At 57.0% G+C, this 13,519-nt stretch carries 14 protein-coding genes; 10 read left to right on the top strand and 4 right to left on the bottom strand.

Translation table 11 applies throughout. The annotated features are described in order from the left end of the window. Window positions 1–8 precede the first annotated feature (8 nt). Window positions 9–938 (bottom strand): LysR substrate-binding domain-containing protein, encoded by a 930-nt coding sequence (locus LSG25_RS01665; protein ID WP_232742990.1) that lies wholly within the window; start codon window positions 936–938, stop codon window positions 9–11. Between the two features lie 137 nt (window positions 939–1,075). Between LSG25_RS01665 and LSG25_RS01670 the strand changes: the two genes are divergently transcribed. The 3 genes from LSG25_RS01670 to LSG25_RS01680 all read left to right on the top strand — a co-directional run bounded on the left by LSG25_RS01670 (window position 1,076) and on the right by LSG25_RS01680 (window position 4,491). Then, complete coding sequence (locus tag LSG25_RS01670) at window positions 1,076–1,777, top strand: pirin family protein (RefSeq protein ID WP_232742991.1); 702 nt, start codon at window positions 1,076–1,078, stop codon at window positions 1,775–1,777. 176 nt (window positions 1,778–1,953) lie between these two features. After that, window positions 1,954–2,601, top strand: coding sequence for a GTP cyclohydrolase II (gene ribA / locus LSG25_RS01675; RefSeq protein ID WP_232742992.1), 648 nt, complete (start codon window positions 1,954–1,956; stop codon window positions 2,599–2,601). Between the two features lie 93 nt (window positions 2,602–2,694). Next, a complete protein-coding gene (locus LSG25_RS01680) occupies window positions 2,695–4,491 on the top strand; it encodes an ABC transporter ATP-binding protein/permease (RefSeq protein ID WP_232742993.1) in 1,797 nt (598 codons plus the stop codon). Between the two features lie 38 nt (window positions 4,492–4,529). Here LSG25_RS01680 and LSG25_RS01685 read toward each other — a convergent pair whose 3' ends face one another. Further along, complete coding sequence (locus LSG25_RS01685; RefSeq protein WP_232742994.1) at window positions 4,530–5,264, bottom strand: carbonic anhydrase; 735 nt, start codon at window positions 5,262–5,264, stop codon at window positions 4,530–4,532. A gap of 261 nt (window positions 5,265–5,525) precedes the next feature. Here LSG25_RS01685 and LSG25_RS01690 point away from each other — a divergent pair, with 261 nt between their 5' ends. Genes LSG25_RS01690 through sufT form a run of 7 tightly spaced genes read left to right on the top strand, consistent with a single transcriptional unit; the run spans window position 5,526 to window position 11,833 of the window. After that, complete coding sequence (locus tag LSG25_RS01690) at window positions 5,526–6,023, top strand: SUF system Fe-S cluster assembly regulator (RefSeq protein ID WP_232742995.1); 498 nt, start codon at window positions 5,526–5,528, stop codon at window positions 6,021–6,023. Then, window positions 6,020–7,468 (top strand): Fe-S cluster assembly protein SufB, encoded by a 1,449-nt coding sequence (gene sufB / locus LSG25_RS01695; protein ID WP_232742996.1) that lies wholly within the window; start codon window positions 6,020–6,022, stop codon window positions 7,466–7,468. The genes LSG25_RS01690 and sufB overlap by 4 nt, the downstream gene beginning before the upstream one ends. A gap of 12 nt (window positions 7,469–7,480) precedes the next feature. Next, entirely contained in the window at window positions 7,481–8,251 is a 771-nt protein-coding gene (gene sufC / locus LSG25_RS01700) for a Fe-S cluster assembly ATPase SufC (RefSeq protein WP_232742997.1), read from the top strand. Further along, on the top strand, window positions 8,248–9,555 hold the full coding sequence (gene sufD / locus LSG25_RS01705) for a Fe-S cluster assembly protein SufD (protein WP_232742998.1): 1,308 nt from the start codon (window positions 8,248–8,250) through the stop codon (window positions 9,553–9,555). Before sufC ends, sufD begins: the two co-directional genes overlap by 4 nt. Next, complete coding sequence (locus LSG25_RS01710; RefSeq protein ID WP_232742999.1) at window positions 9,552–10,814, top strand: cysteine desulfurase; 1,263 nt, start codon at window positions 9,552–9,554, stop codon at window positions 10,812–10,814. The genes sufD and LSG25_RS01710 overlap by 4 nt, the downstream gene beginning before the upstream one ends. Then, complete coding sequence (sufU, locus tag LSG25_RS01715) at window positions 10,807–11,262, top strand: Fe-S cluster assembly sulfur transfer protein SufU (protein WP_232743000.1); 456 nt, start codon at window positions 10,807–10,809, stop codon at window positions 11,260–11,262. The genes LSG25_RS01710 and sufU overlap by 8 nt, the downstream gene beginning before the upstream one ends. A 10-nt stretch (window positions 11,263–11,272) precedes the next feature. Then, window positions 11,273–11,833: a putative Fe-S cluster assembly protein SufT gene (gene sufT, locus LSG25_RS01720; protein WP_232743001.1), complete on the top strand. Its 561-nt coding sequence runs from the start codon at window positions 11,273–11,275 to the stop codon at window positions 11,831–11,833. 89 nt (window positions 11,834–11,922) lie between these two features. On the opposite strand, the gene LSG25_RS01725 is transcribed toward sufT, so the two are convergent. Further along, the gene (locus LSG25_RS01725; RefSeq protein WP_232743002.1) at window positions 11,923–12,366 is read right to left on the bottom strand and encodes a universal stress protein; all 444 of its coding nucleotides are present in this window, start codon (window positions 12,364–12,366) and stop codon (window positions 11,923–11,925) included. 135 nt (window positions 12,367–12,501) lie between these two features. Beyond that, window positions 12,502–13,476, bottom strand: coding sequence for a tripartite tricarboxylate transporter substrate binding protein (locus tag LSG25_RS01730; RefSeq protein WP_232743003.1), 975 nt, complete (start codon window positions 13,474–13,476; stop codon window positions 12,502–12,504). Window positions 13,477–13,519 lie beyond the last annotated feature (43 nt).

Below are 13,519 nucleotides of genomic sequence, written 5' to 3' on the forward strand. Positions count from 1 at the left end.
TGGGCCGGCTATGCGCCGTACTGTTCGGCCGTGGCGCGGGACAGCCGCTCCAAAACTGTATTCCGGCTCAACTGTTTTCTCCACCAATTGAGTGCGGCACCGTTTTCTCCGGTACGCCAGGCCAGGTAGAACGTTTCTTGAGGCTTGGGCTCCTCCACCTCTTTTGCCACGAGCGTACCGGCTGCTATCGCCTTGCGCACGCAAGGTTCGGGCAGGAAACCGAATCCGAGTCCGGCGCGCTGGAATTCATGCTTGCTGCGCATGTCGGGGACAGTCAGGTTATCTTGTCCGAATAGCAGTCCGACAGTGCGGGAGGGCAATTTGCGCGCCGAATCCGCCACGGCAATGGCTCGATGCCCATGCAGATCGGCTTTTGAAAGAGGGCGCTGCAAGCCCGCCAGGGGATGTGTCGGCGCCACCACGAAAGTAAAGCCGATGCGTCCCATGGGTACTGCCACATAGCCGCCTCCCGACGGGCCGTCGCCCGCCGCGCCAACCAGCATATCTGCGCGCCGGTCCAGCAAAGCCTCCCAGGTTCCAGACATGACTTCCTGGGTAAAACGCAAGCGGGTTTTACCGGAGGCGGCGTAGAACGCCTTGATGTCTTCGCTTAAGGAAATGGGCGAGAACATGGCGTCCATACTGATTGCGAACTCGGTTTCCCAGCCCGAGGCGACACGCTGCACGCGCTGTTCGAGGTCTTCGGCCGCCTTGAGCAGGTAGCGGCCCTCGCTGAGCAGTTCGCGGCCGGCCGGAGTCAGTTTGATTTTCGGCCCGGCGCGCTCAAAAACCTGCACTCCCAGGTCATCTTCAAGTTTGGCGACCGTATAGGATATGGTGGAAGGCACGCGATGCAGTTCCTTGGCGGCGGCGGAAAAGGACCCCGTGCGATCGATGGCGTCAATAATCAGCAATGCTTCCAGACTTAATTTAAACATTCGATATTTTCGATCATAGATTGGTAAATTTTCCGTTTTTATTTTCATTCCTATTGCTTCATACTTGATACATCGAAGTTAGTTGAATTTTTATTGTTCGAAATTATTGAATATATTACATCAAGGAGTGGATAATCATGCTGGAAGTCCGCAAGAGCGAGGATCGTGGAGTTGCCAATCATGGCTGGCTTAGTTCTCGCCATACATTTTCTTTCGCCAATTACCACGACCCCAGGCAAATGGGGTTCGGGCCTTTGCTGGTGATCAACGAAGACCGGGTGCAGCCTGCGCAAGGGTTTGGCACTCATGGCCACCGCGACATGGAAATCATTTCCTATGTGCTCGACGGTGCTCTGGAGCACAAGGACAGCATGGGTACCGGCTCGGTGATCCGCTATGGCGATGTGCAGCGCATGAGCGCGGGCACCGGCGTGCGCCACAGCGAGTTCAATCATTCGCAGTCGGAAGAAGTGCATTTTCTGCAAATCTGGATTGAGCCCAATCAAACCGGGATTGCACCCAGCTATGAAGAAAAGCATTTTGACCAGGCCGCCAAGAATGGCCAGTTGCGGTTGATCGCTTCGTCCGATGGCCGCGACGGCTCGGTGCTGATCCACCAGGATGCCAGCGTTTTTGCGTCCATTTTGAATGGCGCCGATCGAGTCGACTATCCATTGTCGCCAAGCCGTCGTGCCTATGTGCATGTGGCTCGCGGCGAGGTTACGGTCAATGGCGTTCGCCTGTCGAGCGGAGACGCGTTGAAAATAACCGATGAAACCCGAGTTACCCTGGATCAGGCCCAGGCAGCCGAAGTCCTGCTGTTCGATTTGCCGCAGTGACTTGACCGGCTCTGCGACGATTGCCGTTTTGGAATAGGCTGCTGAAATCGCCGGTGATGTGCGGCGGGGGGAAGCTGGTTTGCCGTTTTTTTGGGCAGGCGGCTCCTTTTATAATCCTCCCGTCGATTTTTCAGGCGGTTGGGCTTTAAACTGCTTATTTATTTCCAAGGTCTTGCATGCTTTCCTCGCAAAATGCCAATTCGGGCGCTCCGGAAGACGGCAAACTCGATTACATCGCTTCTTGCGATCTGCCGACGCCGTGGGCCATATTTCAATTGCACGCTTTTGCCGAACGCGATTCGGGCAAAGAGCATCTTGCGCTGGTACTTGGCAGGGTCGATGATGGCGAGCCTGTGCTGGCACGCGTCCATTCCGAGTGCCTGACCGGCGACGCCCTGTTCAGCCAGCGCTGCGACTGCGGGGCGCAACTGGAACACGCCTTGCGCAATATTGCGGCCGAAGGGCGTGGCGCCGTGCTTTACTTGCGCCAGGAAGGCCGCGGCATTGGCCTGCTCAACAAGATTCGGGCCTATCAGTTGCAGGATCAAGGCGCCGATACTGTCGAAGCCAACGAGCGGCTTGGGTTCCCCGCCGATATGCGTCGTTACGATCTGTGCAGGCCAATGCTGGATCGGCTTGGCATAGCCAGCCTTCGCCTGATGACCAATAATCCCAAAAAAATCGATATGCTGGGGGAACTGGGTGTGAACGTGGTCGAGAGGATTCCCCTGACGGTCAACCGTAATCCGTTCAACGAGCATTACCTGAACACAAAGGCTGCCAAGCTCGGTCATTGGCTGAAAGACTATCTTAAAAATGAGTGACGTCCGGTCAGGCCGGCTTCCGATCTGTATTTGTGCTTTCGCGCCCACCACGCCGTTTGATTTCCGAATTGAAGCCCTTTTTCAAGTTGCAGCATGAGACTCACCCATACCGGCCCTGCGCCGAAAAATCGTAACGACCTCAAGACCATCAAATCCCTTTTGCCGCATATCTGGCAATTCAAATACCGGGTAATGCTGGCCTTGGCCTGTCTGATCGCGGCCAAGGTGGCGAGCGTGATCTTGCCTATCTATCTCAAACAGATTGTCGACAAGCTAAGCCTGCCTTCCACGCTTATTGTGCTGCCGGTGGCGGCCCTGGTGGGTTATGGCTTTGCGCGTCTGGCCAGCGGCGTGTTCGGCGAACTGCGCGACGCCTTGTTCGCCCGGGTGACCCAAGGTGCGATCCAGCGTATTGCCGCCAAGGTGTTCGAGCATTTATTCGCTTTATCGATGCGTTTTCACCTGCATCGGCAGACCGGAGGCTTGAGCCGCGACATTGAACGCGGCACCAAGGGGATCGGTTTTTTGCTGAATTTCACCATCTTCAATGTATTGCCGACTCTATTGGAAATCAGCATGGTGGCGGCCATTTTGCTGTGGCGCTACAACTTTCTGTTTGCCGTGGTTACCCTGGGCACCATAGCGACCTATATTATTTTCACCTTGCTGGTCACCGAAAAGCGCATGGTGTATCGCCGCAGCATGAACGATCTGGACAGCAAGGCCAACAGCAAGGCGATTGACGCCTTGATCAACTATGAGACGGTCAAGTATTTCGGCAATGAAGGTTATGAACTGGATCGCTACGACCGCAATCTGGGGAAATGGGTTGATTCGGCGGTCAAAAACCAGATATCGCTGAATTTCCTGAATATGGGCCAGGGGGTGATCATCACCATAGGTATCACGCTGTTGCTGTGGCTGTCGGCCGAAGGCGTCGTGAAAAAAACCATGTCGGTGGGCGATGTGGTCCTGGTTTCCGCCTACCTGACCCAGTTGTATGCCCCTCTGAATTTTCTCGGCTTCGTGTATCGCGAAATCAAGCACGCGCTGGCCGATATGGAACGCATGTTCGGTTTGCTGGAGCAAGGCCAGGAGGTCGCCGATAAAACGGATGCTCGAATTCTACGCACGACTCAGGCAAGCATCGCCTTCGAGCATGTCGATTTTGGCTATGAGGCCAATCGCCAGATCTTGTTTGACGCGAGCTTTACGATTCCCGCCGGGAAAACACTGGCGGTGGTGGGCTCGTCGGGAGCCGGCAAATCGACTTTGTCGCGCTTGATGTTCCGCTTTTACGATGTGAACGCCGGAGCGGTCAAAATAAATGGCGTCGATATACGCGACATGACCCAGGCCAGTTTGCGGCAGCACATAGGTATTGTGCCCCAGGATACGGTGCTGTTCAACGACAGCATTTTGTACAACATCGCTTATGGCAATCCGGGAGCCAGCCACGATGAAATCATTCAGGCGGCCAGGGCGGCCAGCATCCATGATTTTGTCACCAGCCTGCCCGAGGGATATGAAACCCAGGTAGGCGAGCGCGGCCTGAAATTATCGGGTGGCGAAAAGCAGCGTGTCGCGATTGCGCGGACCTTGCTCAAGAATCCGCCTATCCTGATTTTTGACGAAGCCACCAGCGCGCTCGATACCCGTACCGAAAGGGCAATCCAGGCAGAGCTCGATCAAATCGCCAAAAATCGCACAACCCTGATTATTGCCCACCGTTTGTCGACGGTAGCCGAAGCCGATGAAATTATTGTGCTGGATCACGGCCATGTCATCGAGCGCGGAACGCATCGGGCCTTGCTGCAGGAAAACGGCCGCTATGCGCAAATGTGGCGCTTGCAGCAAGCAGGACAGGATGTCATTCCCGCTGCATCATAGACCGGCTGGGCATGGCTCATGGCACCCCTCTGGCGCCGCTATTTCACCACGACTCGCGCGTTCAAAGGCTGGATCGGGCGGTTGTTATGGTGCTTCATGACCTTTTCAAAAGCCTCGATTTGCCCTCTGGACGCGGTGATTGGATTTTTCAACACCAGCCAGCGCACGCCTTCCGTGCAGGGTGGCGTGGTCAGGGATCCGCTGTAACGGTAATAAGCAAGTGATTTTGGCAGCAGATCGACAGGCTTGAAGCTATCTTTCAGAAGTGTCGGCTTGCCGGCCTCACCGGGCATTTGCCGCCACAGTTTGGCCAGGCCGGGGTTGGCTTTGCCGATTCTGAACATAACGGCAATGACGGCATAATGACCCTGCTTGTCGGCATGCACGAAGTGTGCTTCCAGCGGGTAGGATTTGCCCTCGATTTCGTTTTCGCTCGGAGCATGGAAATGCACCTGTTGCAGTTCGAACCTTGTATTGTCGAGCGTGAGCGTATTGCCCGCGGCGAAACCGACTTGTATTGAATGCCCGTTGTTGACGATGTCCTTGCCGGCTGCCGTGTAACGAATCTGCAGGCGGGCAAGCGGCGTATTGAGCGCTTTCTGGATATTGATGGGCGATTGGTTTTGGCCTTTGTCGCACATCACGTAGTCGGGGCTGAGCTTGCCCCAATTGGCGGGGCCTTCCGTGCCGGTGTAGGTCCAGAGTGTTGCGTCGGCATGGGCCGCGCCGGAACAGGCCAGCAGGCTTATCAGGACCAGTAGTATTTTTTTCATGGCGTGTTGTCTTTGGAAAGGCGGTAGCCCGGACTGCGGCGGTGCAAAAAACGGCTGGGATCACAGCGCAATTTCATTTGTCGCTATGGTAACCAAAAGTACGTTTCCGCGATATCGAATTGCGCGGTTTTTCGTCTCGGCGATTTGGTGTGCTGCAGCAATATTGCAACTTTCGGCCATTCTGGCTCTAGGGTGTTTCTTGACACAAATAGTACCAATGAAGTACTGTATAAACAACCAATGCGTTCGAGGAGAATGCGAATGCTGCGTATCAGCAAAATCATCGATTATGGCACTTTGGTGCTCACCCATATGGCAAGTAGTCCGAAGCATCTTTTCAGTGTAGCCGACCTTTCCGCCACACTGGGCCTGGGCCAGCCTACTGTCAGCAAAGTGCTCAAGGCGCTCGGCCGCCATGATCTGGTTAAAAGCAGCCGTGGCGCTCACGGGGGGTATGCGTTGAGCAGGCCCGCCGCCCAGATCAATATCGCCCAGATTGTCGATGCGCTGGAAGATCAGCCGTTTGGCCTGACCGAATGCAGCGCCACGCCAGGGGCTTGCAGCTTTGAAACCAGTTGCCAGATACGCATGAACTGGCAACGCATCAACGCGATTGTGCGCCGCACCCTCGAAGATGTAAGCATTGCCGATATGGTGCGCCCGATTCCCCTTGAATATCCCTTGCAAGAGCGACCGGCCCTGGAGTCGAAGGCCGGCGCTGAAAGTATCACCTCTACGACATGGAGTCTGCATAAATGAATACCGTGACCGACAAAATCGACTCGTTTCTCGATCGAGAGTACGCTGCCGGTTTTGTGACCGAGCTTGAAGCCGACACTGTGCCCAAGGGCTTATCGGAAGAGACGATTCGCTTGATTTCAGCCAAGAAAGGCGAGCCGGAATTCATGCTTGAGTGGCGGCTGTCGGCTTACCGTCATTGGCTGACCATGAGCTTGCCCGAATGGGCCAAGGTCAGTTACCCTGCCGTTGATTTTCAAGACATTATTTATTATTCGGCGCCCAAATTAAAAAAAGATGGCCCCAAAAGCCTGGATGAGGTCGACCCCGAATTACTACGCACCTATGAAAAACTGGGTGTCCCGCTGCACGAGCGGGCTCGGTTGGCCGGCGTGGCGGTCGATGCGGTGTTCGACTCGGTTTCCGTGGCGACGACTTTTCAGAAACAGCTGGCTGAACATGGCGTTATCTTCTGTTCGTTTTCAGAGGCTGTGAAAAACCATCCCGATCTGGTGCGCAAATACCTGGGTACGGTGGTTCCCCAGGGAGACAATTTTTATGCGGCTCTGAATTCCGCCGTCTTTACCGATGGCTCGTTCGTATTCATTCCCAAAGGCGTGCGTTGCCCGATGGAATTGTCTACCTATTTTCGTATCAATGCCCAGAATTCCGGCCAGTTCGAGCGTACCTTGATCATTGCCGAAGAGGGGGCCACGGTCAGCTACCTCGAGGGCTGTACGGCGCCCATGCGCGATGAAAACCAGTTGCATGCCGCGGTCGTCGAACTGGTCGCGCTCGACGATGCACGCATCAAGTATTCGACTGTGCAGAACTGGTACCCCGGCGACAAGGACGGCAAGGGCGGCATCTACAACTTCGTTACCAAGCGGGGCGATTGCCGTGGCGCGCGTTCGCGCATTTCCTGGACTCAGGTTGAGACCGGCTCGGCCATCACCTGGAAATACCCGAGTGTGATCCTGCGCGGCGACGATTCCGTGGGCGAATTCTATTCAGTGGCGCTGACCAACCACAGGCAGCAGGCGGATACCGGCTCGAAGATGATACATATGGGTCGCAATACGCGCAGCACCATCCTGTCGAAAGGCATTTCGGCGGGGCGGGGCAGCAATGTGTTTCGAGGCCTGGTGCGCATGACGCCCAAAGCCGAAGGTGCACGCAATTTCACGCAGTGCGATTCATTGCTGATCGGCAAGAATTGCGCCGCGCACACCTTTCCCACCATCGAGGTGCGCAACCCCACGGCTCAGGTGGAGCACGAGGCCACGACTTCGCGTATTGGCGAGGACCAGCTTTTTTATGCCATGCAGCGCGGCCTTTCGGCCGAAGATGCAGTGTCGATGATTGTTAACGGTTTTTGTAAAGAAGTGTTCAAGGAACTACCCATGGAGTTTGCGGTCGAGGCGCAGAAGCTGCTCGGCGTGAGCCTGGAAGGCAGCATAGGTTAAGGAGAAAGAAACATGCTGGATATTAAAGATCTGCACGCCTCGGTTGAAGGTAAAACCATATTGCGTGGCCTCGATCTGGTCGTCAATGCGGGTGAGGTACATGCCATCATGGGGCCCAACGGCTCCGGTAAAAGTACGCTGGCCCAGGTGCTGGCAGGGCGTGACAGTTTTCAGGTCGATCGCGGCACGGTTAGCTGGGAAGGGCAGGATTTGCTTGGTATGCCAGCCGAAGAGCGGGCTCGCGCCGGGCTGTTTCTGGCATTTCAGTACCCGATCGAAATCCCTGGCGTATCGAATGCCTACTTTTTAAGGGCCGCGGTCAACGCGGTGCGGCGTCATCGCGGCTTGCCGGAACTGGACGCCATGGATTTCATCAAGCGCGTCAAGGCGGAAATGAAGGCCGTCAGCATGAACGAAGAGTTTTTGTATCGTTCGGTCAACGAAGGGTTTTCAGGGGGCGAGAAAAAACGCAATGAGGTCTTGCAGATGACGCTGCTGGAACCCAAGCTGGCCATCCTGGACGAAACCGATTCCGGGCTGGACATCGATGCCTTGAAAATTGTGGCCGATGGGGTCAACCGCTTGCGTTCTCCCGAGCGTTCGCTGGTTGTGATCACTCATTACCAGCGCCTGCTCGATTACATCGTGCCGGATTATGTGCATGTGCTGGCCCATGGCCGCATTGTTCGTTCGGGTGGCCGTGAACTGGCGCTCGAGCTGGAAGATCGTGGCTATGGCTGGATCGAGGATGAGATAGCCGCTTCGGCGGGAGCCGCGTCATGACTGGTATAGCAAGCTGGGTAGCGCAGTTTCGTGGGCAAGCCGCCAGTTCGCCGGGTGCCCGCGCGCCGTGGCTGGCGGCGGGCCGGCAGCGCGCCATGGAGCGTTTCGCCGATCAGGGCTGGCCCGTGGCCAAACATGAAAACTGGCACCACACATCGCTTGCCACGCTTCAGCAGCAAGATTTTGCCGCGCCCGCAACCGCCGTGACTGCGCGATCCTTGCTCGACAATTTGCGGCGCGACCAGGCCGGTCACTGGCTGGTTTTCGTCGACGGCCGCCATACCCCTGAGTTATCGGAGATCGAAGCTTTACCGGCCGGTGCGCGCATCGATAGCCTGGCGGCAGTGCTGGATCGCGACGCGGAAAGTATCCGGCCGTTTTTCGGGACGGAACAAGATGGCGCCAGTACGGCGGCCCTCAATCTGGCGCTGGCCTGTGATGGCGCAGTCATTCGCCTGGCGCGCGGCGTTGCGGTAGATGCTCCCATACACCTGGTTTTTATCGCCAGTGCCCAGGGAGCCAGTTTTCCACGCAATCTGATTGTGGCCGAAGCCAACTCTCAAGCGACGATCATCGAACATTATCTGGGCGCCGAGGGCGCTGTGACCTTTACGAATGCCGTCACCCGCAGCCATCTGGGGGCGGAGGCTCGCATTACACACTGCAAATTGCAGGAAGAAGGCGAACAGGCGTTCCACCTGGCCGCCATCGATGCCGTTCAAGAGCGCGGCTCGGTATTTGTCTCGCACTCATTATCCTTTGGCGCGCGGCTGGCGCGCAACGATATTGCCACTCGTTTCGACGGAGAGGGTTGTGAAACCCTGCTTAACGGCCTGTACTACGCCGACGCGCGACGTCATGTGGATCATCACACCCATATCGATCATGCGCATCCGCATGGCACCAGTCGCGAGTTCTATCGGGGTATTCTCGATGGCTCCGCACGTGGCGTATTCGCCGGCCGCATCTATGTGGCCCAGGGCGCCGACCGTACCGATGCCGAACAGCGGTCCGACAGTCTTTTACTGTCGCGCCTGGCCGAAGCCGATACCCGGCCCGAGCTGGAAATTTACGCCGACGATGTCAAATGCGCACACGGGGCGACGGTAGGCCAGATCGACGAGAACAGCCTGTTTTACCTGCGCTCACGCGGGTTCGATCCGGCTCATGCGCGCAATTTGCTGACCTACGCATTTGCGGCAGAAACCTTGGCCCGCATTGGCCTTGATTCCTTGCGCCTGCGCGCCGCCGCCGCCATGCGCAGGCGTTTGCCGGGCGGTGAAATGCTGGAGGATCTTGCATGAACGCGCCCGGCTATTTCTCCCCTGTGGCAGAGCGTTTGCAGCAAGCTGCGGATTTTCCCATTCTGGCGCGCAAGATACGCGGCAAGCGTCTGGTTTACCTCGATAACGGCGCCACCACGCAAAAGCCCGCCTCGGTGATTGACGCCGAGCGCGATTTCTACCGCGACGCGAATGCCAATATTCATCGCGGTGTGCATAGCCTGTCGCAGCATGCCACCGACTTATACGAAGCGGGCCGCGAGCGGGTACGGAGTTTTCTCAACGCAGGCCGTTCCGAAGAAATCGTCTTTACCCGCGGCACCACGGAAGCCATCAATCTGGTGGCCTTCAGTTGGGGCCGCGCGCAATTGAAGCCCGGCGATGAAATCATTCTGAGCGGCATGGAGCATCACTCCAATATCGTGCCCTGGCAGCTGATAGGCGAACAGACCGGAGCGGTATTGCGCGTGGTGCCGATCAGCGATCGCGGTGAGCTGGATATGGAAGCGTATGGGAAACTGCTTGGTCCAAGGACCCGGCTGGTGGCTGTGGCGCACGTATCCAACGCCCTGGGAACTGTCAACCCGATTGCCGAGATAGCCCGCCAGGCCCATGAGGCAGGGGCCAAGGTGCTGGTCGATGGCGCGCAGGCGGTGGCGCACCAGGCCGTTGATGTCCAGGCACTGGATTGCGATTTCTATGTGTTCTCCGGCCACAAGCTGTACGGTCCGACCGGCATCGGCGCCCTGTATGCGCGCCACGAGTTGCTTTCGGCCATGCCGCCATGGCAGGGCGGCGGCGACATGATACGCACGGTCAGTTTCGAACGTACCACCTATGCCGATATCCCGCAGCGTTTCGAGGCGGGCACGCCCAATATTGCCGGTGTAATAGGCCTGGCCGCCGCGATCGATTATGTCCAGGGCCTGGGCATGGACAGGATCGCCGCGCATGAGCAGGCCATACTTGCGTATGGTACCGATGCCTTGACCCGCCTGCCGGGCTTGCGCCTGATCGGCACCGCACACGACAAGGCCGGTATTCTGTCTTTTGTGGTGGAAGGCATACATCCGCATGATCTGGGAACCATACTCGATACGGAAGGCATCGCCATACGGGCCGGCCATCACTGCGCCATGCCGGTCATGACGCGTTACGGCATCCCCGGTACAGCTCGCGCGTCCCTCGCCTTGTACAACGACGAGCGCGATATCGATGCGCTGGTTGCGGGCATACTCAAGGCCCAGGCAATGTTTGGCAAGGGTGGCAAGCATGAGTGAGCACGGCGGTGATTTGCGTGAGCTCTACCAGGAGGTGATCTTCGATCACAATCGGCAACCGCGTAATTTTCATTCCATGCCTCAGGCCAATCATACGGCCGAAGGCTACAACCCTTTATGCGGAGACCAACTGACGGTCTATCTGCGAATGGAAGGCGGAGTGATCGCGGATGTCAGTTTTGTCGGGCACGGCTGCGCCATTTCAACGGCCTCGGCCTCACTCATGACCGAAGCCGTCAAAGGCAGGCCCTTGGCCGAAGTGGAGGCCCTGTTCAAGGATTTTCACGCGCTGCTTACCGACAAAGCGCCCGAGGGTCGCGATTTTGGCAAGCTCGAAGTATTGGCCGGGGTGCGGGAATTTCCCGCGCGCGTCAAATGCGCGACACTGGCGTGGCATACCTTGCACAATGCCATTACCGATGCATCCGACGCGGCGAAAACGGAATAAAGGAGCGTATATGATGGATAACCGGATGCATGAAGTGGAATTGACCCGCGACTGTGCCGCCGTCAAGGTGCCCTGGGGTTCGCCGATTACTCTGGATGAGGGCAGCGTAGCGCAGATTACCCAGCAGTTGGGCGGCAGCTACACGGTGCTGGTGGGCGGGAATCTGTATCGGATTGACGGAAGCGACGCCGATGCCTTGGGTCTGGAACCTGTCGCTGCAGAGGCGGGTGCGGCGGCCGAAGGGCCCGCCACGGCCGAGTCGGTGGAGCAGGCCGCCTGGAGCCAGCTTGCAACCTGCTACGACCCTGAAATTCCCATCGATATCGTCAATCTTGGCCTGGTATATAGCTGCGTCGTCAAGCCTATCGCAGAAGGGCGCTTCCGCATCGATATAAGCATGACCCTGACGGCCCCCGGATGCGGCATGGGCACTCTGCTGGCGGATGAAGCCCGCGCCAAGCTGCTGGCCATTCATGGCGTGGACGAAGTCAAAGTCGACCTCGTGTGGGATCCTCCCTGGGGCCGTGAGATGATCAGCGAAGCGGCAAGACTGGAAATGGGATTGTTTTAAAATACAGGCCGCTTACCGCCTGCGCGCTGCATACCTGCGCGATTGCGCTTGCGGGTCGCCACAAGGCGTTTGGCCTTTGCGGGGTAGCCTTATCGCAGCACCAGGACCGGAATGCGCGAGTGTGTCAGTACCTGCAGGGTTTCGCTGCCGAGCAATACACGATTGATGCCGCGTCGACCATGCGACGCCATGACAATCAGCTCGCATTCGTACTTTTCGGCGCAGGCGATAATGGTTTGTGCAATGAGATCGCCGCTGAAGGTAAGGGGCGTGACCGTGACGCCTTCGGCTTCCCCGGCCGTTTTAACCGCTTCGACGATGCTGCGGCCCGCATCGAGGTGGCGTTTCTCGGCGTTTGCCGACTCTTGCATGTCGAGGCGGGTGGAGCCTTCCCAGTAACTGACCGGGACAGGCACTACAACCTTGAGGGCGATCAGTTCGGCCCCTGCCATTTTGGCCAGCCCAATGGCATTGCGGACAGCCTTGTCTGACAAGGCTGAGCCATCGGTGGCGACAAGTATGCGTTTATACATTTTTATCTCCGGGACTATGAAGCTTAATATTTGCTTAATTATTCCTGAATACAGGCTTACCGATCCTTATGTTAAGCCTTCTCAGAGAACTTGTCCCGTTTTGCATCGCAAACGGCTTGCCGCGCACCTTCAAGGCTAGTTTGCTTTCATATTGCCTTTTTTCACCACTTTACCCAGGCGAGCACGTTCATCCTGGGTGAATTGGGTAAATTCCTTGCGCGTGCCGCTTCCCGGCTCGATGCTGCTTTTGCTCAGGGCATCGAGCACATCTTTGGATTTGGTAGCTTGTCGCACTGCCGCATTCATTTTGTCGAGTATGTCTGCCGGTGTTCCTGTTGCCGCGTACAGCCCCTCCCAATGGCCGATTCGAATGTTTGGATAACCTTCCTCGGCGGTGGTCTTGATTTCCGGGGCGCTGGCCAGCTTGTGCACCCAGGTCGTTGCCAGTGCCTTGAGCTTTCCGGCTTTGATGAGCGGTAGCGTAACGATGCTGGCTTCCGAGGTCGCGGTGACTTGATTGCTCATTACAGCTGTCACGCCTTCCGAGCCGCTTTTATATGCAATCTGCTGGATAGGCAACCCCGTTTCCTGTTTGACCATTTCACCCACGAAATCGGGTGTGCTACCCATTCCGGCGGTTGAAAAGGTAATGCGGTCGGTATGATTTTTCTTGGCGTTTTCGACGAATTCCTTCAGGCTGTTTGCGGGGTTGGAAGGGTTGGTGACGATAATCGAGGGGGCTATGGCCAATAGCGCAACGGGCGTCAACTGATCGTCTTTATAGGGCTGATCGGAGCGGATCAGGCTGTTGGTGACGGTGCCGTTGGAGCCCACCAGATAGGTATAGCCGTCTGGCTTGCTGCGGGCCACATGCGCCGCGCCCACGATGCCGCCCGCGCCGGGGCGGTTTTCCACGATAAAGTTTTGTTTGAACTCTTTGCCGAGCTCTTTGGCGAAAATGCGGGCAACCAGGTCATTGGCGCCACCCGCCGAAAATGGAACTACGATAATAACGGGATGGTCGGGCCATGAACCTGCGGCCGAGGCGGGCACCGAAGCAAATGCGGCGGTGGCAAACAAGGCGCATGCGCTTAATTTGAAAGTGGTCAAGAGAATCTCCTTTGTGTCTAAGTTGAAGGAGTTTGATATGAAG

Origin of the sequence: Paralcaligenes sp. KSB-10 (assembly GCF_021266465.1) — a bacterium.
Taxonomy (GTDB): Bacteria; Pseudomonadota; Gammaproteobacteria; order Burkholderiales; family Burkholderiaceae_B.

Coding starts and splice junctions, on each gene's coding strand:
- LSG25_RS01690 (WP_232742995.1), top strand. CDS start 5,526: ATGCTGCGTATCAGCAAAATCATCGATTATGGCACTTTGGTGCTCACC.
- sufT (WP_232743001.1), top strand. CDS start 11,273: ATGATGGATAACCGGATGCATGAAGTGGAATTGACCCGCGACTGTGCC.
- LSG25_RS01685 (WP_232742994.1), bottom strand. CDS start 5,264: ATGAAAAAAATACTACTGGTCCTGATAAGCCTGCTGGCCTGTTCCGGC.
- LSG25_RS01665 (WP_232742990.1), bottom strand. CDS start 938: ATGTTTAAATTAAGTCTGGAAGCATTGCTGATTATTGACGCCATCGAT.
- LSG25_RS01710 (WP_232742999.1), top strand. CDS start 9,552: ATGAACGCGCCCGGCTATTTCTCCCCTGTGGCAGAGCGTTTGCAGCAA.
- LSG25_RS01725 (WP_232743002.1), bottom strand. CDS start 12,366: ATGTATAAACGCATACTTGTCGCCACCGATGGCTCAGCCTTGTCAGAC.
- LSG25_RS01670 (WP_232742991.1), top strand. CDS start 1,076: ATGCTGGAAGTCCGCAAGAGCGAGGATCGTGGAGTTGCCAATCATGGC.
- LSG25_RS01680 (WP_232742993.1), top strand. CDS start 2,695: ATGAGACTCACCCATACCGGCCCTGCGCCGAAAAATCGTAACGACCTC.
- sufU (WP_232743000.1), top strand. CDS start 10,807: ATGAGTGAGCACGGCGGTGATTTGCGTGAGCTCTACCAGGAGGTGATC.
- sufD (WP_232742998.1), top strand. CDS start 8,248: ATGACTGGTATAGCAAGCTGGGTAGCGCAGTTTCGTGGGCAAGCCGCC.
- sufC (WP_232742997.1), top strand. CDS start 7,481: ATGCTGGATATTAAAGATCTGCACGCCTCGGTTGAAGGTAAAACCATA.
- ribA (WP_232742992.1), top strand. CDS start 1,954: ATGCTTTCCTCGCAAAATGCCAATTCGGGCGCTCCGGAAGACGGCAAA.
- sufB (WP_232742996.1), top strand. CDS start 6,020: ATGAATACCGTGACCGACAAAATCGACTCGTTTCTCGATCGAGAGTAC.